Annotated in this window: 16 protein-coding genes and 1 pseudogene; 7 read left to right on the forward strand and 10 right to left on the reverse strand. The window is 70.1% G+C overall.

Annotated elements, in window-relative coordinates; translation table 11 throughout:
- Positions 1-45: 45 nt before the first annotated feature.
- Both nadA and G6035_RS08070 read right to left on the reverse strand, forming a co-directional pair.
- Positions 46-1368: pseudogene (nadA, locus tag G6035_RS08065) on the reverse strand (quinolinate synthase NadA); the annotation flags it as partial.
- A 55-nt stretch (positions 1369-1423) separates the two neighbouring features.
- On the reverse strand, positions 1424-2191 hold the full coding sequence (locus G6035_RS08070) for an NUDIX domain-containing protein (RefSeq protein WP_256127833.1): 768 nt from the start codon (positions 2189-2191) through the stop codon (positions 1424-1426).
- 485 nt (positions 2192-2676) lie between these two features.
- Here G6035_RS08070 and G6035_RS08075 point away from each other — a divergent pair, with 485 nt between their 5' ends.
- From G6035_RS08075 to G6035_RS08095, 5 genes are all read left to right on the forward strand, one after another.
- Positions 2677-4071, forward strand: a complete 1395-nt coding sequence (locus tag G6035_RS08075) for an amino acid permease (protein WP_176616584.1) — start codon at positions 2677-2679, stop codon at positions 4069-4071.
- Between the two features lie 150 nt (positions 4072-4221).
- On the forward strand, positions 4222-5040 hold the full coding sequence (locus tag G6035_RS08080) for an alpha/beta fold hydrolase (protein ID WP_176616563.1): 819 nt from the start codon (positions 4222-4224) through the stop codon (positions 5038-5040).
- 16 nt (positions 5041-5056) lie between these two features.
- Entirely contained in the window at positions 5057-5743 is a 687-nt protein-coding gene (locus G6035_RS08085; protein WP_176616564.1) for a phosphoribosyltransferase, read from the forward strand.
- A 43-nt stretch (positions 5744-5786) separates the two neighbouring features.
- Positions 5787-6464 (forward strand): phosphoribosylanthranilate isomerase, encoded by a 678-nt coding sequence (locus G6035_RS08090; RefSeq protein WP_371130915.1) that lies wholly within the window; start codon positions 5787-5789, stop codon positions 6462-6464.
- A 253-nt stretch (positions 6465-6717) separates the two neighbouring features.
- On the forward strand, positions 6718-7023 hold the full coding sequence (locus G6035_RS08095; protein ID WP_176616565.1) for a hypothetical protein: 306 nt from the start codon (positions 6718-6720) through the stop codon (positions 7021-7023).
- 52 nt (positions 7024-7075) lie between these two features.
- Here the strand turns inward: G6035_RS08095 and G6035_RS08100 are convergent, their stop codons facing one another.
- The 6 genes from G6035_RS08100 to G6035_RS08125 all read right to left on the reverse strand — a co-directional run bounded on the left by G6035_RS08100 (position 7076) and on the right by G6035_RS08125 (position 14783).
- Positions 7076-8407, reverse strand: coding sequence for an MFS transporter (locus G6035_RS08100; RefSeq protein ID WP_176616566.1), 1332 nt, complete (start codon positions 8405-8407; stop codon positions 7076-7078).
- Between the two features lie 110 nt (positions 8408-8517).
- Positions 8518-11742, reverse strand: a complete 3225-nt coding sequence (locus G6035_RS08105; protein WP_176616567.1) for an AAA family ATPase — start codon at positions 11740-11742, stop codon at positions 8518-8520.
- Entirely contained in the window at positions 11739-12908 is a 1170-nt protein-coding gene (locus tag G6035_RS08110) for an exonuclease SbcCD subunit D (RefSeq protein ID WP_176616568.1), read from the reverse strand. Before G6035_RS08110 ends, G6035_RS08105 begins: the two co-directional genes overlap by 4 nt.
- Before the next feature lie 60 nt (positions 12909-12968).
- Positions 12969-13931, reverse strand: coding sequence for an aquaporin (locus G6035_RS08115; RefSeq protein WP_176616569.1), 963 nt, complete (start codon positions 13929-13931; stop codon positions 12969-12971).
- Positions 13932-14019: 88 nt separating this feature from the next.
- Positions 14020-14424: a DUF202 domain-containing protein gene (locus G6035_RS08120; protein WP_176616570.1), complete on the reverse strand. Its 405-nt coding sequence runs from the start codon at positions 14422-14424 to the stop codon at positions 14020-14022.
- Between the two features lie 2 nt (positions 14425-14426).
- A complete protein-coding gene (locus tag G6035_RS08125; protein WP_176616571.1) occupies positions 14427-14783 on the reverse strand; it encodes a YidH family protein in 357 nt (118 codons plus the stop codon).
- A 103-nt stretch (positions 14784-14886) separates the two neighbouring features.
- On the opposite strand from G6035_RS08125, the gene G6035_RS08130 reads away from it, so the two are divergent.
- Positions 14887-15996: an ADP-ribosylglycohydrolase family protein gene (locus G6035_RS08130; protein ID WP_176616572.1), complete on the forward strand. Its 1110-nt coding sequence runs from the start codon at positions 14887-14889 to the stop codon at positions 15994-15996.
- Positions 15997-16023: 27 nt separating this feature from the next.
- On the opposite strand, the gene G6035_RS08135 is transcribed toward G6035_RS08130, so the two are convergent.
- Both G6035_RS08135 and G6035_RS08140 read right to left on the reverse strand, forming a co-directional pair.
- Positions 16024-16569 carry a DUF4395 domain-containing protein gene (locus G6035_RS08135; protein ID WP_176616573.1) on the reverse strand — a complete coding sequence of 182 codons (546 nt, stop codon included), beginning with the start codon at positions 16567-16569 and terminating at the stop codon, positions 16024-16026.
- Between the two features lie 117 nt (positions 16570-16686).
- A complete protein-coding gene (locus G6035_RS08140) occupies positions 16687-17682 on the reverse strand; it encodes an exonuclease domain-containing protein (protein ID WP_176616574.1) in 996 nt (331 codons plus the stop codon).
- Positions 17683-17811: 129 nt separating this feature from the next.
- Here G6035_RS08140 and G6035_RS08145 point away from each other — a divergent pair, with 129 nt between their 5' ends.
- Positions 17812-18507, forward strand: a complete 696-nt coding sequence (locus tag G6035_RS08145; protein WP_371130917.1) for a DedA family protein — start codon at positions 17812-17814, stop codon at positions 18505-18507.
- Positions 18508-18518 lie beyond the last annotated feature (11 nt).

Below are 18518 nucleotides of genomic sequence, written 5' to 3' on the forward strand. Positions count from 1 at the left end.
GGTCCTGGATGCGGCCTGCCGCGCGGAGCGTTCCTGCACCGACCGCGGCTTGGCGGCCAGCATGCGTTCGAGCGCCACCCGTGCGTTGACGGCCGTGGCCTCGGGGACGGTGATCTGGTTCAGGACCTCCCCGCGCACCAGCCCCTCAAGCACCCAGGCCAGGTAGCCGGGGTGGATGCGATACATGGTGGAGCAGGGGCAGATGACGGGGTCCAGGCAGAAGATGGTGTGCTGCGGGTACTGGGCGGCCAGCCGGTTCACCATGTTGATTTCGGTGCCGATGGCAAAGGTGCTGCCGTCCGGGGCGGCCTGGACGGCCTTGAGGATGTAGTCGGTGGAGCCGGATTCGTCGGCGGCGTCCACCACCTCCATGGGGCATTCGGGGTGGACGATGACGCGCACGCCGGGGAAGTCGGCGCGCGCCTGGTCGATCTGCGCCGTCGTGAAGCGCTTGTGCACGGAGCAGAAGCCCTGCCACAGCACCACCTTGGCGTTATCCATGACGTCGGCGGTGTTGCCGCCCAGGGGCAGGCGGGGATTCCACAGCGTCATCTGCTCCAGCGGGATGCCCATGGCCTTGGCCGTGTTGCGGCCCAGGTGCTGGTCGGGGAAGAACAGCACGCGCTGGCCGCGTTCGTAGGCCCATTCGAGCACGGTGGCGGCGTTGGACGATGTGCACACGATCCCGCCGTGCTCGCCGCAGAATGCCTTCAGGGCCGCCGAGGAATTCATGTAGGTCACGGGGATGACGGGCACCCGGCCGTCGGCATCCGGCTCGGTGCCGTACAACTTCTCCAGCTCGGCCCAGCAGGCCTCCACGGACGGCACGTCCGCCATGTCGGCCATGGAGCATCCGGCGGCCAGGTTGGGCAGGACCACCGACTGGTGCGCGCCGGAGAGCATGTCCGCGGTCTCTGCCATGAAATGCACACCGCAAAACACGATCGCCTCGGCGGCGTCCCTGGCCTTTGCGGCGTTGGCGAGCTGGAAGGAGTCGCCCAGGAAATCGGCAAACCTGACCACCTCGTCGCGCTGGTAAAAGTGGCCCAGGATGACAACGCGGTCGCCAAGTTCGGCCTTGGCGGCCAGGATGCGCGCGGTGAGTTCGTCGTCGGACGCGTCCTTGTACTCCTGCGGCAGCTGGCCCTGGCGCGGGGTGGCCGCCGGGGCGGTGTCCGCGTTGGAGGCGCCGGGGCCGTAACCCGGCGTGCCGGCGAGCGCCTCCGCCAGGTCGAACTCCCAGGGCCCCTGGGCCAGGGCGTCGTCGCAGCTTTCCTGGGCCCGGCCCGGCTTGCCTTTGGCCCCGGAGCCCGGCGCTTCGGCCTGGCTGCGGGTGATGAGCTGGATGGTGGTGTTGACGGATGGCATGGTGTGCTCCAAGGGGTGGGACGGGAACGTGGAAGGAGGGGTGGGACGGCGCAAGTCACGCATTGTCTGCGCGGGGATGGGGGGCCGGGGAGTCTTCGGCGATGTTTCCGGTGTAGCGGTAGAGACGGGGCGGGCGATGCTTGCCGCCCTGCAGGTATTCGCCGGTGGGTTCAATGTGGGCGGTCTGCTTGAGCTGGCGCCGGAAGTTTGCCGGGTCCATGGTGCGGTCCAGGACTGCCTCGTACACCTCGCGCACCTGGGCCAGCGTGAACGTTTCGCCCAGCAGGTGGTACGCGATGGGGCCGTACGCCATCTTGTTGCGCAGCCGCCAAAGGGCATAGTCAACAATCTGGTTGTGGTCGAAGGCGAGCGTTTCCAGCCCGTCGGCCCGGAACCACTTCACGTTTTCCGACTCCTGCGCCATCTCCGCCTCGGTGGGCTGCACCATGGCCCAGTACACGATCGAGACAACGCGCTGGCTCGGCGAGCGGTGGAGGCCGCCAAAGGCGTACAGCTGTTCCAGGTAGCTCGGGGCCAGCCCGGTGGTGTCCTGCAGGTTGCGTGCCGCCGCATCCTGCAGCGATTCCGCCTGGGTCAGCGGCCCGCCAGGCAGCGCCCACAAACCCTGGAACGGCTCGCGGATCCGGCGCACCAGCGGCAGCCACAGGGTGGGCCGGCCGCTGGCTTCGCTGGGGCGCAGGGCAAAGATGACGGTCGATATTGCCAATGCCGGTGGCTGGGCCAGCCGTTCGCTGACGTTGGCCGCACTGGCAAAAGGCTGCCGTTCCATGCCGTAGCGCCCCGCTTCCTTAGTTAAAGTCATGTTGACTACAACTGATTCTACGGCCTCGTGCCGGCTGAAACAAACTTTTTGGCGAAAAAGTCGCTGCCTGTCAGCCGGCCTGGCACCGGCCGGACCAGGAGTTCGGCGGCGCTGCTTGTGCGGATTTAACGCGCGTTTGAGCCCCGCCAGCCCGTTTTACGTGCGCCGTCGAACCGTCCCCCAGGCGTCAGGCAGCGGGCCGCCGTGATCAAAGGGCTTCCGTCCCACGGGGCGGGTGTGGGTGGCTTCGGCCACCGCGGTTTCCGGACCGGCGGCAACCGGTCCGGGGGCGCGCCCGTCCCGCGGACTTGGGAGCAGGCAGGTGGCCGGTGGATAATGACCCCTTGGCAGGGCACCGCCCGGCCGCCCGCGCAGGGCCGCCCAACGGCCCCCACCAAAACTGCTGCACCGGTGACGCCGGCCCCGTAAACCCGGCACCGCCCGTGCCGCACCGAACCAGCACCCCGAAGAAGGCCGACCCGTCCATGAGCACCCAGCCGACCGCTGATACGCAAACCGCACCACCGACCACCGGCCTGGGCCATTCCCTCAAACAGCGGCAGCTGACCATGATGGGGTTGGGCAGCGCCATCGGCGCCGGGCTGTTCCTGGGCTCCGGCAAGGGCATCGAGGCGGCCGGCCCCGCCGTCCTGATCTCCTACCTCACCGCCGGCACGCTGATCATCCTGGTCATGTGGGCCCTGGGCGAAATGGCCGCGGCCAACCCCAACTCCGGCGCGTTTTCCGTCTACGCACAAAAGGCGCTGGGCAGCGTGGCCGGATCCACGGTGGGCTGGCTCTGGTGGCTGCAGCTGGTGGTGGTGATTGCCGCCGAGGCCCTGGGCGCCGCATCCCTGCTGGTCACCGTCTGGCCCGTGCTCCCCGTCTGGGCGCTGACGCTCGTCTTCATGGTGGCGTTCACAGCCGTCAACCTGACCAGCGTGAAGAACTACGGCGAATTCGAGTTCTGGTTTGCGCTGCTGAAGGTGGCCGCCATCGTCCTGTTCCTGGCCTTTGGCGCAGCCCTGCTGCTGGGCTGGATCCCCGGTGCCACGTCCCCGGGCCTGGGCAACTTCACCAGTCACGGCGGCTTTGCCCCTAACGGGCTCACCGGCATAGCGACGGGCCTGTTCGTGGTGGTGTTTGCCTTCGGCGGCACGGAAATTGTGGCGGTCGCCGCCGCCGAAACGGCCAACCCGGCCCGCAGCGTGGCCATCGCCGTGCGGACCGTGGTCTGGCGGATCCTGGTTTTTTACATCGGATCCATCTTTGTCATTGCCGCCGTGCTCTCCTGGAATTCCACGCACCTCGATTCGCCGTTCGCGGGCGTGCTGGACTCCGCCGGCGTCTCCTGGGCCGGCACCGCCATCACGCTGGTGGCCGTCGCCGCCCTGCTCTCCGCCCTGAACGCCAACCTGTACGGCGCCTCCCGCATGGTCTATTCCCTGGCGGAGCGTGGCGAGGCCCCGCGGTTCTTTGCCCGCACCAGTGCCCGCCGGGTCCCGCTCGCCGCCGTCGCGGTTTCCGTGGCCTTCGGATTCGCCGCCGTCGTCCTGGAACTGCTCTTCCCGGGCCGGGTGCTGGACGCCCTGCTGAACCTGGTGGGCTCCACCTGCCTGATCGTGTGGGGCACCGCCCTGGTCTCCCAGCTGGTCCTTCGCCGCCGGGCCGACCGCGACGGCACCGCGCTCCCCCTGCGCATGAAGGGCTTCCCCGTCCTGACCGGGATCGGCCTGGCCCTGCTCGCCGCCATTTTCGCCGTCGGCTTCTTCGGCGCCCAAAGCCGCATGCAGCTGATCGGGACATTCGCCCTCGTGGCGGGAATCGCCGTCGTTTGTTGGCTGGCGGGGCGCCGCCAGGCGGTGGCGGCACGCCGCTGACCGGGCCGAGATTGCTTCCGCCCGGGAATGTGACTACCGTCTCAGGTGGACGGTGTGCTCAACGGTGCGCATGCCGTTCCGAAATTGGGTCCCTTGGTTCGCTACTGTGGAGGTACGACGGCGGCACGCGCCACCGCGGGAAAGGTCACCATGTCCGCCCCTGGCAAGCACCCGGCCGCTGCGGCCCTGCACAACATCGAAGGCGCCAGCGCCGGCCTGAACGTCGCCGTCTTTGACCCCGACTCCCCGGCACCCCTGCCCCCGGTCTTTTTGATCCACGGCTTCGCCTCCTCGATTGACCTGAACTGGGTCAAAAGCGGCTGGGTTGCCGCCCTGAACCGCGCCGGGCGCCGCGTGCTGTCGGTGGACCTGCCCGGCCACGGGCAGAGCACCGCCCCGGTGGACCTGGATTCCTACACGCCGGGGAAGGTCCGCGCGGACCTGCTGCAGGTGCTCATTGACGAGGGCGTGCGCCCCTTGCGCGACGGCGACCCCACCTCCGGGGTGGACCTGATCGGGTATTCGCTCGGCGCCCGGCTGGCCTGGGAGTTTGGCGCCACACAGCCGGAGCTGGTCCGCCGCATGGTGCTCGGCGGCCCCAACCCGCACGACCCCCTGGCCGACTTTGACCTGGCCGCCGCGCAAAACTTCCTCAACGACGGCACCCCCATCGCCGACGAATCCACTGCCTGGCTGCTGAACATGGCCCAGCTGGTCCCCTCCAATGACATCTTCGCGCTGCTGGCCATGATCCAGGCCATCAAGCTGGAACCGTTCGACCCCACCGACGCCGTGCCGAAAATGCCCATCCTGCTGGTGGCCGGCGACCTGGACGAACGCGCCAAGTCCATGTCGCTGCTGGCCAGGCTCAGCGGCCGCGCCGAGCAGCGCATCATTGCCGGACGGACCCATGAAAACGCCGTGACGTCGCGCGAATTCAAGGACGCCGCCATCGCCTTCCTGATGTAGCCGGGGCACCGCCGCCATGGACTACACCGCAGAACCGAAGCCGTGGCAGCCGTTCCTCGACAGGGACGACGCCGGCACCCGGCTGGGGCGGGCCCTGCTGGAGGCGCCGGGCGGGAAAGGCCTGGACCGCCCCCTCGTGCTGGGGCTGGCGCGTGGCGGGGTCCCGGTGGCCGCAGGGGTGGCGCGGGCGCTCGGGGTGCCGCTGGGCGTGCTGGTGGTCCGCAAGCTCGGGGTGCCCGGCTCTCCCGAGGTGGCCTTCGGGGCCGTAGCCACCTATGCCGGCGCCGCGGCAGCCGTGCACCTGGAACAGACCGTCCACGAGTTGCGGCGCCACGGCTACGGCGCACGGGAACTCGAACAGGTGGAGCAGGAGGAACGCGCCGAACTGGCACGTCGGCAGGCGCTGTACGCCCCCGAAACGCAGGATCCCGCCGCCGGGCGGACCGTTCTGTTGTGCGACGACGGGCTGGCCACGGGTGCCACCATGCGTGCCGCCGTCACCCTCATGCGCAACGCGGGTGCCGCGGAAGTGCTGGCCTGCATCCCGGCGGCGCCGGAGAAAGTATGTGCTGAACTTCTCACGGTTGCGGACCGCGTGGCCTGCCTCCAGCCGTGGCCCGGCCTCCGTGCCGTCAGCGAGGCCTACCTGCGCTTTGGGCAGCTGGGCGACGCCGGGGTCCTGGCACTGCTGGGCGGCTGGTAACGGCCCCGGGCATTCCATTGCCCTCCGGCCCGCTAGCATGGCAGTGACCCCGCGGACTGCACTGGGCACCCCGGGGACCGTGGAGGAGACCTCGCCCATGCCAGGCATGTACATCAAGATTTGCGGGCTGCAGACGCCCGAGACCGTTGCCGCGGCAACGCAGGCCGGGGCCGACGCCGTGGGTTTCGTCTTTGCACCCGGCAGCCCGAGGACGGTCACCGCCGACGCTGCCCTGCAGCTGGGCCGCGACGTGCCTCCCGGGGTTGAAACCGTGGGCGTGTTCCGCAACCAGCCCATCGACGACGTCGTTGCGACGGCGCGCCGGGCGGGGCTGACCTCCGTGCAGCTGCACGGCGACGAATCGCTGGCCGACATCCGGCGGCTCCAGGATGAAGGATTCCGCACCCTGCGGGCGTTTTCGGCCGCTGCGTACGGCGCCCTCGCCCCGGAGGAGAAGCGGGCGTGGGAGTCGGAGCGGATCCTGCTGGACGCCGTCGAACCCGGGGCCGGCGTGGCCTTTGACCCCAGCCTCCTGGCAACGGGGGCGCCCGGCGGCTTCTGGCTGCTGGCCGGCGGGCTCACCCGGGGAAATGTTGCGCACCTGGTCTCCGTGGTGCGGCCGGCGGGCGTGGACGTTTCCAGCGGCGTGGAATCCAGCCGCGGCGTGAAGGACACCGGGCTCATCCGGGACTTCATCGAGGCCGTGCGGGCCGGGGCCTAGGCAATTGCCGCCCATGCTTTGCACTGAAGGCCGGCCGGCGTCCACGCCGGCCACCGTCGTGACGCCGGCCGGTTTCCAGGGCGGCCCGAACCTCTGAATGCGGGATGCTTTCGTCCGGCGCAGCACCAGGTTCGCAAATCCTGTGTGCGCTGTCCTCGGGCCCGCAGGGATTTTCGATGGACCCCGGGGGGCGGGAGGTCTAAAATGATCAACACCAAAAATGCCTGCGCCTGCCGGAAAAGGGTGAGGAACCATGGGAGGCAACAACCAAAAAACCGGCCGTCCGAAGCTGGCCGGGATGGTCGAGGAAGAGACGGCCTATCCGATCTGGTGCGACCGCTGCGGCTCCGACGCGTTCATCTTGATCGAGTCCGCCCGCCGCCAGCACTGGGCCCCGGCCGGCTATCTTGACATTACGTACTTTTGTTCCAAGTGCAACGCCATCTATGGCCATCTGGTCAGTGAAGCGGACCTCAAGGCGGAATTCATGGCGGCCATCGCCGTGGCCGCCCGCCCACACCCGATGGCCGAGTACACGGGCTACGACGAGGCTTCCTGACGCACGGTGCCGGAGTTCCGGGCGGCGCGCACCCCGACGCATTACGGGCGGGCTATTTCTTCCCGCGGCGCAGCACCATGGCCGTCACGAGGCCCAGGAGCAGCAGCGTTCCGGCCGCGGAGACCGGCACAATGAATGCGGCCGCATACCCGGAGGACTGCGCCAGCGCCCCGGCAATGGATGAACCCACCGCGGTCCCGGCCACAATGCCGCTGGCCAGCGCCGTCATGACCGTGCCCATCCATTGGGGCGGGGCGATGACACTGCCCACGGTGAAGATGGTCACCATGGTGGGACCCACCGGCAGGCCCACCAGCAGCAACACGACGATCATCATCCCGAGGCTGTCCGGGAGGAAGAAGGCGGCCGAGGCAGCGGCCATGAGCAGGGCAGCCAGCACCCACCGCCAGGCGTGCGTGAAGGCGGCCGGCCAGTAGGCCACGGACAACGCGGCCACGGCGGAACTGGCACCCAGGACCGAGTACATGAGCCCGGCCTGGTCGACGGAGCCGTGCACGCCGGTGAAGGCCGCCAAGGCTGTCTGGGAGGCCCCGAAGAACGTCCCCATGCAGAGCATGCCCGCCACCGGCACGGCCACCTTGAACCAGTTCACCGATTCCTGTGGGACGTACCCGGCGTTGCCGGCGGACGCGGACTTCCGGGCGGCCACGGCTGCGTGGGTGGGGTGGACGGCAAAAAGGGTCACGAGCACCAGGGTCATGGCGGCGGCCAGCACCAGCGGCAGCCACGGCGCCACCAGCGAGGCCAGCAGTCCCACCAGCGCGGGCCCGAGCACGAACGTGACCTCATCGGCGGTGCCTTCCAGCGACAGGGCGGTGTCCACCATGGCCCCGCGCTGCTCCGCAGGCAGCCTTCGGCTCAGCGCCATCCACCGCACGCGGGACAGCGGCCCCACCTGCGGCGAGCTGGCCCCGGCCAGCAACGTGGTCCCCAGGACCGCCCAGGTGGCGGCGGGCGTGAACTGCCCCGTGGCATAGACCAGGACGACGGCGGCACCCACGATCACGGCGTTCGCCACCGCCGCGACGACCAGGACCGGTTTTTGGCCCAGCCGGTCCGCCAGGTAGCCGAGCAGCGGGGCGCCGATCGCGGCGCCGACCCCCACCGAGCCGGCGGCAAAACCGCCGATGGCATAGGAATTGCTGATGGCCGTCACCAGCGTGAGAACGCCGATGGTGAGCATCGCCAGCGGAACGCGGGCAAACAGGCCCAGGGGGATGTAGGAGTTTCCGGCCAGGTGCGGCAGCATGCCGTAGCGGCCCACTTTTTTCGCGGGGCCGCTGCCGGCCGGTCCCCCTTGGTGGGGAGGCACCGGCGGGGGCCCGGCCAGGGCGCCGGTGGAGGAGGGGTGTGGGGTGGTCATGGTTTATCCGGTCAGCAAAGGGCGTGCACCGTCCCGCCACCCGGTGCACCCGACCCAGATACGTGCCCCATTCTACCGGCCCCGCCAACCATCGGGCGCCCGCAGGCGGCTCACACCACGCCGAGGGCCAGCGTTGAGCCGTTGCGTCCCTTCGTGACCTGCAAATGCACGGGAATGCGCGTCTTCATCTCGGCCACGTGGCTGACCAGGCCCACCACGCGGCCGCCGTCCCGCAGCCCTTCGAGGGCATCCATGACCTGGTCCAGGGACTCCTCGTCCAGGCTGCCGAAGCCTTCGTCAACGAACAGCGTTTCGATGTCCAGGCCGCCGGATTCCTGCTGGACCACGTCGGCGAGCCCCAGCGCCAGCGAGAGTGAGGCCATGAAGGACTCACCGCCCGAGAGCGTGGCGGTGTCCCGGCTGCGCTGTGTCCATTCATCCACCACTTCCAGCCCCAGGCCCGACTTGCGGTTCCCGCCCGCCTTCGCATCCGTGTGGCTGAGGGTGTACCGCTGGCCGCTCATGGTGGAGAGCCGCAGCGAAGCGGCGATGGCCACCTGCTCCAGCCGGGCGGCCAGCACGTAACTGGTCAGCGTCATCTTCAGCTGGTTGTCCCCGCCGCCGCGGACCGCCTCGGCCAGGCCGGCCACCAGGGCGGCCCGCTCGCGCAGCGGCGCGACGAGTGCTTCCCGGGCCGCGAAGGCCGCGGCGGTTTCAGCCACCTGCTCCCCCGCCTGGCGTGCCAGGCCCAGCCGCACGGCCGCCGTCTGGGCCAGGTCGCCGCGGCGCTGCGCCTCTTCCTGCAGTCCGGCCAGGTCACCCGCCGTCGGGGCTTGAAGCCCCTGCGCCGCCTCGAGCGCGGCTTCGGCCACCTCGGCCCGCTCCAGCTGTGCCGTGTTGAGCGCGCCGTCCCGGTCAAAGGCGGTGAGCCGCTCCCGACGGGCGGCCGCCTCCTCCTTCGCCAGCAGCGCCCCGCGCACCTGCGCCGCGTCGGTAAAGGTGCCTTCCGCGAGCGCCGCCTCCAGTGCCCGGCCGGCCGAGGCGGCCGCCTCCGCCGCAGCAATTTGGCGCCGCAGTGCCTCCGCCAGTGCCGACGCGGCCTGCTGGGCCCCCTCCACCGCCTGCTGCCGATCGGCCAGCGACGCATACCCGGCCCGGGCTGCGGCAAGCCCGTCTTCCAGCTGCCCGGCTTCCCGAGCCAGTGCGGCGTTCCCCGCAGCAAGCGTCGCAACACGCTGCGTGCCGGCCAGCAGCGCCGCCTGCGCCGCGGCCACGGCGGTTTCCACGGTGTCGGCTTCCCGGGCCAGCCCCACAATCCGCGCCTCCGCGGCGGCGGCGGCGTCCAGCGTCTCCCTGGCCCGGACGACGGCGGCACGGGCCTCCCCTGCCTCGCCGCCGCCGCCGCGCTCGGCCAGGACGGCGAGCGCCTCCCGGGCCTGCGAGAGTTCGGCGTGCGACGCCGCCGCGCGCTTGTCGGCCTTGTCGCTCGCGGCCTTGGCCGCCTTTTCCTGGTTGGCTGCCTCCGGGCCGGAACCGGCCAGGGCCGACGGCGCCGGATGCGCCGTGCTGCCGCAGACCTGGCACGGTTCGCCGTCCACCAGCAGCATAGCCAGTTCCCCGGCCGCCATGGAGTGGCGCAGTTCGACGGCGTCCAGCCAGGCCTGCCGGGCGCGCAGCGCCGCCTCGCGCACCTCGAGGTCGTCGGCGGCGCGGCGTGCCACCACCTCGGACTGCGCTGCATGGGCGGCGATGCTGGCCACGAGCCGGGCGGCTGCCTCATGCCGCTCCCGGGCCTGTTCGACGGGGACTGCGCTGCCGCGCAGGGCGGCAAGTTCTGCCTTGGCCTCAGCCAGGCGGGACTTGCCGGCGGCTTCGCCATCGCGTTGTTGGGCGACCTCCGCCGTGGCGGCAGCAAGTGCCTGTTCCCCGGCGGCAAGGTCTGCCGTGACGCGGGCCAGCCGCTGTTCGCCGGGCAGTGCCGCCGTGACGGCTGCCAGCTGCCCGGCCAGCGCCTTTTCCACGTGTGCCGGCAGGGCAAGGTCCGGCACGGCGCCAGGCACCTCGCCCGCGTCCGTCCCTGCACCCTGTGTTCCGGTGCCGGTGGCGGCTTGTCCGGCCAGGTCCTCGGCGAGTCGGGCAGCGAGCGGGTTGGCTGCAAAGCCGTCCCGGGCGGCCGCGCCGGCGGCGTCGGCGGCCATCAGGGTGCGGGCCGTGGTGGTGGCAGCGGCCACCACAGGGGCCAGGACCTCCGCCTCGTGGTGGCGCTTGAGCGACTCCCGCCATTGGCCGGCCTCACCGGCCAGGGCGGCCAGCCGTGCCTGCCCGGCCAGGGCCGCGTCCCGCAGGGCGTGCCTGTCCTGGCGTTGTTTCGCCGTGGCGACCGCCTCGGCAGCCGCCCGGGCGGCATCGGCCGTCGCCTCCGCATCCGCCTTGGCCTTCCGGACGGCAACCTCCAGCGATTCGGCCAGCCAACCAAAGAGCTCGGCACCGGAGGATGCCAGGCTGCGCCCGTCCGCGGCTTCCCCCGCATCGTCCCCGGTGTCGTCCGCCGCCGCAGGCCCGACTTCCGCGGCGGCACCCCCGGCTTCCCCCTCAGTCCCGGCCGCAAGGCCCGTTTCCGCAGCCTGGCCCGAATCCGCCGGCAGCCCCGCCTCCGCCAGGGCCGCGGCGGCCTGGCTGCGGGCCAGGGCCTCCTGGGCCGCCAGCGCTGCCAGGCCCGAGGCAAGCTGGGCTGCGGCCTCCCGGGACTCGGCGGCCAGCTGCGCTTCCAGGTCCTGGTAGACCTCGGTGCCAAAGAGTTTCTCCAGCAGTTCCTCGCGGTCCTTGGCGTTGGCGCGCAGGAACGCCGCAAATTCGCCCTGTGCCAGCAGGATCACCTTGGTGAACTGTTCCATGTTCATGCCCAGCAGCCGCTGGATCTCGCCGGCGGCCTCGTCGTTGCGCTGGGACAGCGGGACCCATTCGCCGTCGGCCCATTCACGCAGCTGCGTGCTCGCCTGTTCCCGGGTGGTGCCGGAGCCGCGCTTGGCCGGGCGCATCCATTCCGGGCTGCGCCGCACCTCCAGGCGGCGGCCGCCGGCACTGAATTCGCACACGACTTCCGGGCCTACGCCCTCGGCGGCGTGGTGGCTGCGCAGGCTCTTGACGGCATTGTTCCGCGCCCCCGGAATGCTGCCGTACAGGGCGTAGGCCACGGCGTCCAGGACGCTGGTCTTCCCCGCGCCGGTGGGCCCGTTGAGCAGGAACAGCCCCTGCGCCCCCAGCGCGTCGAAGTCAACCACCTCGCGGCCGGCGAAGGGGCCGAACGCCTGCATTTCCAGACGGTGGATTCTCACAGTGCGGCCTCCTGGGCATGGACGGAGGCGAGCGCATCGCGCAGGAGCCCTCGTTCGTCGTCGTTGGCGGGCCGGTGCCGCACGTGGTCAAGGAATCCGCAGCACAAATCCAGCTCGTCCACGGCGGCCAAGACGCGCTGGCTATACGATTCCGAGCCCCGGTCGCGCGCATTTTCCGGCTCAAACATGAGCACGAGCGTGTTTGGAAAGCGTGTGCGAAGCGCTTCCATGGCGTTGGCCGGGCGGTCGTTGTCCGTCAGGGTCACCTGGCAGAAGTGCGCCTCCGCGGCGTCCCACTGCGGGTCCGCCAGCAGATCCGCCAGGGTGCCCCGCAGCACGGACAGCGGGCGTTCCGCCGGCCAGTCGACGCGCCGCACCTCCTTGAGCCCGTCCGCCGTGACCTCCACCAGCCATGCCCCCTTGGTGTGGGCGGCCTCCGAAAAGGAGTACGGCAGCGGCGAGCCGGAATACCGGACGGTTTCGCTCAGCCTTTGGCGCCCGTGCAGGTGCCCGAGTGCTGTGTAGGTGAACCCGTCAAAGAGGTCCAGCGGCACCGCGCCCACCCCTCCCACGGCCAGGTCCCGTTCGCTTGCGGAGGTGATGCCGCCGCTGGCGAAGGTGTGGGCCAGCACGACGGCGGCCGTCCCTTCCGGGCGCGCCGCCAGGTCCGCGCGGACCAGCTTCAGGGCCGCCTCGGTGACGCTGAAGTGGGAGGCGGGTTCGGCGTCGAGCGCCACGGCCACCAGCCTGGGTTCCAGGTACGGGATGCCGTAGACGGCCAGCTGCGGTCCGGCGGGGCCGGTGGCGTCGAGCGGGAAAAGCGCCGGGGTGGCGAGGTCCGCGAGGCGGGTACGCAGGTGCACGCCGGCCCGTTCCATGATGCGCCCGCCAAAGCCGAGCCGGGTGGCGGAATCATGGTTGCCGCTGGTGATGACGATCGGCACCCCGGCCTCATTCAGCCGCGCCAGGATGTCGTCAAAGAGGTTGACCACGTCCACATTGGGCAGTGCGCGGTCGTAGACGTCCCCGGCCAGCAGGACCACGTCCACGCCTTCCGCCGCAACGGTGGCGAGCAGCTGGTCGGCAAAGCGGCGCTGGGCCGGCAGGGTGCCCACGCCGTGGAAGGAACGGCCCAGGTGCCAGTCGGAGGTGTGCAAAAGCTTCATGGTTCAAAGCTAGCCGACGCCACTGACATCGGGTGCCGGTGCGCCGTTCAGCGCAGGGCGCTACTTGCTGGGTGCGTCAAAGAAGTCCTGGGCGTCACTTTTTGCGGCGGCCGGCTCCACAGCCGCGGCGGCGGCAGGCGTTGCGGGAACCGGTGCCGGGACGCCGCCGTCCACGGCAGCGTCCACGCCCCTGGCGGAAGGCGCACTGTAGTCGATGGCCCCCGGCTTGGCTGCAGCGTCGGCGCCAGCGGCATTGTCCGCTGCCGCCTCATCCGCGGCTCCAGCGGACGCGGCGGCGGACTGCGGGGCAAAGGTGCGGTAGATGGCCGCGGCCAGCGCTGCGCCGAACAGCGGTGCCAGCCAGAACAGCCACAGCTGCCCCGCAGCCCAGGAATCGGTCAGGAACGCCGCCGCGGTGGAGGCAGCCGGGTTCAGCGAGCTGTTGGCCACGGGCAGGGCAATGGTGATGGTGACGGCCAGGGCCAGGCCGATGCCGACCGGGGCCAGGACGGTCGCATTGCGTGCGTGGGTGGCGCCCAGGATGATGGCCACCAGGACGGCCGCGGCCACCAGCTCGACGATCATGACACCCACCATGGGCACCTTCAGCGGGGAGTGCGAGTCAAAGCCGCTGGACAGGGTTGCGAACACCTTGGAAACGCCGCCCGTGGACTCTGACGGGAGCACATTGACCAGCGCGTAAATGACGCCCGAGGCCAGCACGGCGCCGACGGCCTGCGCCAACACGAACACCACCATGTGCAGCCACTTGATCCGGCCGGCAACGGCCATCGCCAGTGAAAAGACGGGGTTGAAATAGCCGGTGGAGACGCTGCCGAAGGCAACCAGGGCCGCCACCATGGCCAGCCCGTAGCCAAACGCCACCGTGGACGTTGACGCACTGAACAGCGCGGTGGCCATGCCGGCGAAGACGATGAAGAAGCTGCCCAGCGCCTCAATGAAGACGTGGGTGCTCAGCGGGCGGGGCTGCACGGTGGCCGGGGCCGTACCGGAAGTGCTCATGGTGAAGAAGGTCCTTCGGTGGGAAACGTCGGTGGGATTCATCGGTTCTGCGGTTGCGCCGCCCCGGGCCATGCACGCCATCGAAAAATTACATCCCCAGGACAATGGCGAAGATCGCCGCGACCGCCAGAGCCACTATAGCGGCCGATGCTGTGCGTAAGGTAAGTGCCGGTGCTGCGATGCCGCCCTCGTGGTCGTGGCGGTCCACGCCGGCGTGCAGCGACTTGATCCGGCCCACCGCACAGCACACCAGCACGACGGTGGTCAGGCTGGCCACTCCGGCACACACCCCCAGACCCGTGACGTGGGCGGGCAGGGCGGAGAGAAAGAGCCCGCCGGGCTCGCTGTGTTCATGGGTGAGGGCGTGAAAAAAGCCGCGCCAGATCAGGAGGTCGGCGACGATGATGCTCATGATGGTCCGGCGCCAGGACAGTGCCGTGCGCTCGGGCTGCAGCCCCGGGTCCCGGGTTGCCCGTTCAGTGGTTTCCGCCACGGTCAGGTCCGGGTCAGGATCAGGATCGCAAAGACCAGGGCGGCGGCCGACACCACCACCGTCATCCCGAGCATCAGCCAGGAATGCGGCAGTTCCTGGTCGTTGCGCATGGCCTGTTCCTGGTGCGCCCAGCGCCGGTAGCTGACAACGGCCAGGGAGGCGCCGATCAGCGCCAGCACCAGGCACAGGATGATCCGCACCACCGTGGGGGCGATTTCCGGCGCCAGCTGGTCGATGGCCACGGCCCCGGCCAGCAGCGCCAGGGCCGTGCGGACCCAGGCCAGAAAGGTGCGCTCGTTGGCCAGCGAAAACCTGTAGTCGGGGGTCTTTCCAGTCCGTCGCCAAGCAGGCTCGCGCATGTGTCTCCTAATTTTGGGGGTCCGGCCAATTCTACCGGCTCTTGTTGAACGCAACACCTCACCCCGGCCGTGCGCGTGCCGCCGGTGACGGTAAATTGGAACCATGACTTCCCAGCCGCAACCCACCAACGCTCCCCCGGCCGACTTCGGGCGCCGCGTCCACGGCACGATCATGGGCGGCGCCCTCGGCGACACGTTGGGCTACCTCGTGGAATTCGATTCGCTGGCGGACATCCAGGCCAAATACGGCGCCGCCGGGTTGGTGGACCTGTCCCAGGAAACTCCGCCGCTGCACTTCTCCGACGACACGCAGATGACCCTCTACACCCTGGACGGGCTCCTGGAAGTGCTGGAGTGGGCCAACGACGGCGTGGGCGCGGACATCAATGCCTGCCAGTGGCTGGCCTACCTGCGCTGGCTGAAGACCCAGGGCATCCAGGCCACGGGGCCGGCCCCCGAGCCCCAGCCGCGCTGGATCGACACCCAAAGCGTGCTCCACCACCGGCGCCACCCCGGCAATGCCTGCATCACGGGGCTGTCCGGCGGCGAGATGGGCACCGTCCACCGCCCGGTCAACCCCGATTCCAAGGGCTGCGGGACCGTCATGCGTTCGGCCCCCTACGGGCTGATCCCCAACATCCCCGCGGAAACCGTGTACAAGATCAGTTCCGAGGCCGCGTCCCTGACCCACGGCCACCCGTCGGCCCGGCAAAGTTCGGGCGCGTTCAGCTGGCTGATCCACATGCTGGCCGTGGCCGGGCTGGGGTTGCGCGAGGCGGCCGCGTCCGCAGGCGTCCGGGCCCATGCCGAGCCCGGCGCCGACCCCGAGCTGTTGTCCCGGCTCGACGCCGCCCTGGCCCTGTCCGCCCCGGACGTCCTTGCCGCGCACGACGGCGTTCCCCTCTCCGGCGTGCAGCTCACCGATGCGCTGGGGCTGGGATGGGTGGCGGAGGAGGCCCTCGCCGTCGCCCTTTATGCCGTGCTGGCCACGGCTCCCGGCGCCGTGTCACCCCCGGAGCACTTTCTGGCCGCCGTGCGCCTGGCCGTCAACCACGACGGGGACAGCGACTCCACCGGCCACATCGCCGGGAACATCCTGGGGGCGTTTTACGGGGAGGAGGCGCTTCCGTTGGCCTGGCTCAAGCTGTGCGAGGACCCGCAGCTCATCCAGCACCTGGCCGGGCAGCTGGTCAAGCTGACGGTGGGCGCCTGAGGCGCAGCCTGGCTTCGACGGGCCCGGCTACGCCTTCCGGAAGGAGAAGTTGGCGCATTCCTCGCAAATGCCGGCCGGAATGAGCCCCCGGCGTTGAAGGATGCCAAAGATGGCGCAGCCCAGGCACAGGCCCACGAACGCCTCGAGGGAGGCCGCCACAAGGAGCAGTACAATCAGCGTCCAGCCGGCCAGGGACGCCCCGGACAGCAACAGCGCGATGGCGCCGATGGACAGTACGGCGCCGATGCCCTGGGCAAAGCGCTTGGGCGGGCCCGGCACGAGTTTCGGCCGGCCGAACCGCGGCGCGAGCACCTTGACGGAAAGAAGCGCCGCCGGCGAAATGCGCGGACCGAAGGCCAGCCGCAGGACGAAGCCCGCGGCGATGACGGCCACCAGCCACGCCTGGCCGGAGACCAATGCTGCCAGGGCCAGGGCCACCACGATTCCCGCTGTGGACCGTGCGGCATATTCGTTGACCGGGTTGGGGAAGGCAAACAACCGGCGCAGGCCCCCCGCCCGCGGCACCTGGATGAATTCGGTTGCGGACGGAAGGTGGTCATTGAAGGCGGTCATCCTTCAAGGCTAGGGCCAGCCGTCCCGCGCGCTCCAGCATTGTTGCGCAGCATGACGGAACCGGTCCATCCCGGCCGTTCCCCGTGGGGCGCAGGCCGGTCCCGCCCCGCCACGTGCTCAGCCCACCATCTGCATGAACTCGCCCTCGGAGAGCACCTCAATGCCCTGGCCGCGGCGCTGCAGTTCCAGCACACGCGCCGCCTTCGACGTCACGCGGCCGCTGCGCAGGTCGGCCGCTGCGAAGCCGCTGCCCACCACCAGGACGGTCGTATTTCGGGTCACGCTGCTGGCGCACCGTGCACCGTGGTGTGCGGCCCGCAGCTTCGCCTCCGGCCGCTGCAGGCCCAGGTTGCCGGTGAACACCACCGTCTGCCCGTAGAGCGGGTGCGCCGGATCGGCGGCCGCGTTGGGTTCCGGGTTGGGGCCTTCCACGGACCAGCCGGAGCGGCCGGGCCGGCCGCCATAGGCTGCCGCCGCACCGCCCGCCGCCAGTTTCTCCAGGGCCGACCTGGTCGCCTTGGACACCTGGTCGGTGGCGGGGTCCCAGGAATCGACGTGCGGCATCGAAAGCTTCATCGCGGCAAAGACCCCGGCCACGGACGACGCCTCCTGCCGGGCGGCAATGTCCACCATGATCCCGGCGCAGGCACGGGCGTCCTCGGTGGCGTCGTGGTGGTTGACCAGCGGGACGCCGGCCGCCTCGGCCACGTAAGGCAGCGAATAGGACGGCAGCGAATAGTTCTTCCGCGAGAGCACCACCGTGCAGGCGTAGTCAAAGGCCGGGGCGGGCATGGCTGACACTTCCGAGGCGGACCGGATCACGCCAAGGTCAAACGCCGCGTTGTGCGCCACCAGGGCATCGCCGCCAATGAAGTCGCGCACCTCGCCGAACACGTCCTTGAAGCGTGGGGCGCCCAGGACGTCGTCGGGCGTGATGCCGTGGATGGCGATGTTGCGCGCATCAAAGTGGTCGTGGCCGGCCGGCGGGCGCATGAGCCAATAGGCCTCGTCGACCACCACCCCGTCGCGGACCTTGGTCACCCCCACCGAACAGGGCGATCCCCGAAATCCGTTGGCGGTCTCAAAATCGATGGCAGTAAAGTCCACAGGCACCCTTCAAGGCTACCGCTCCCGGAGCCCGGTGCCCGACGCGCCTCCTGCGCGCCTGCGGTGTGTTCCCGCCCACGGACCGGGGCCCCGGTGCGGCCCGTACCGTAATCTGTAACGATGATACTTTCAGCCTTGGGTGACTTCGCCCTGCCCGCCCTTATGGGCCACGGCCCTGCCCCCACGTTGAGCATCCTTCCCCCCTGGCTCAACCCGGACGTCTTCCTGCGCGACCCGGCGCTGGCGCCCTGGATCATCCTGTTGGTCTGCGGCATTGTCTTTGCCGAGACCGGCCTGCTGGTGGGGTTCTTCCTGCCGGGCGATTCAATGTTGTTCACGGCCGGGCTGCTCGTCGCTACGGGCGCCCTGGACATCCCCCTTCCGTTCTTCGCCCTGTGCATTTTCGTGGCGGCCTTCATTGGCGACCAGACAGGATTTTTCATCGGGCACAAGGCCGGGCCCGCCATCTTCAACAAGCCGGACTCACGCCTTTTCAAGCAAAGCCATGTGGCCCGCGCCCATGCCTTCTTCGAACGGTTCGGCGGCCGCGCCGTCATCCTGGCCCGGTTCGTGCCGATCGTGCGCACCTTTGTCCCGGTCATCGCCGGGGTGGCGAAAATGCCGTACCGCACCTTCATCGGATTCAACGCCATCGGCGCCGCGCTGTGGGGCATCGGGGTGACCCTGCTCGGTTTCTGGCTTGGCCAGTACAGCTGGGTCGGGGACAACATCGACCTGATCTTCATCGCCATCGTGCTGGTCTCCGTCATCCCCATCATCACCGAGCTCACCAAGGCGTTCCTCGCCAACCGCAGGGCGTCCAAGGCCTAGCGCCCGCCCGG

This window comes from Arthrobacter sp. SDTb3-6 (assembly GCF_013376095.1).
Lineage (GTDB): Bacteria > Actinomycetota > Actinomycetes > Actinomycetales > Micrococcaceae > Specibacter.

Bases quoted from the DNA above. Each gene is read 5' to 3' on its own strand.
- G6035_RS08110 (WP_176616568.1), bottom strand. From the start codon at position 12,908: ATGAAGCTTTTGCACACCTCCGACTGGCACCTGGGCCGTTCCTTCCAC.
- G6035_RS08100 (WP_176616566.1), bottom strand. From the start codon at position 8,407: ATGACCACCCCACACCCCTCCTCCACCGGCGCCCTGGCCGGGCCCCCG.
- G6035_RS08125 (WP_176616571.1), bottom strand. From the start codon at position 14,783: ATGCGCGAGCCTGCTTGGCGACGGACTGGAAAGACCCCCGACTACAGG.
- G6035_RS08085 (WP_176616564.1), top strand. From the start codon at position 5,057: ATGGACTACACCGCAGAACCGAAGCCGTGGCAGCCGTTCCTCGACAGG.
- G6035_RS08080 (WP_176616563.1), top strand. From the start codon at position 4,222: ATGTCCGCCCCTGGCAAGCACCCGGCCGCTGCGGCCCTGCACAACATC.
- G6035_RS08135 (WP_176616573.1), bottom strand. From the start codon at position 16,569: ATGACCGCCTTCAATGACCACCTTCCGTCCGCAACCGAATTCATCCAG.
- G6035_RS08075 (WP_176616584.1), top strand. From the start codon at position 2,677: ATGAGCACCCAGCCGACCGCTGATACGCAAACCGCACCACCGACCACC.
- G6035_RS08070 (WP_256127833.1), bottom strand. From the start codon at position 2,191: ATGACTTTAACTAAGGAAGCGGGGCGCTACGGCATGGAACGGCAGCCT.
- G6035_RS08115 (WP_176616569.1), bottom strand. From the start codon at position 13,931: ATGAGCACTTCCGGTACGGCCCCGGCCACCGTGCAGCCCCGCCCGCTG.
- G6035_RS08095 (WP_176616565.1), top strand. From the start codon at position 6,718: ATGGGAGGCAACAACCAAAAAACCGGCCGTCCGAAGCTGGCCGGGATG.
- G6035_RS08130 (WP_176616572.1), top strand. From the start codon at position 14,887: ATGACTTCCCAGCCGCAACCCACCAACGCTCCCCCGGCCGACTTCGGG.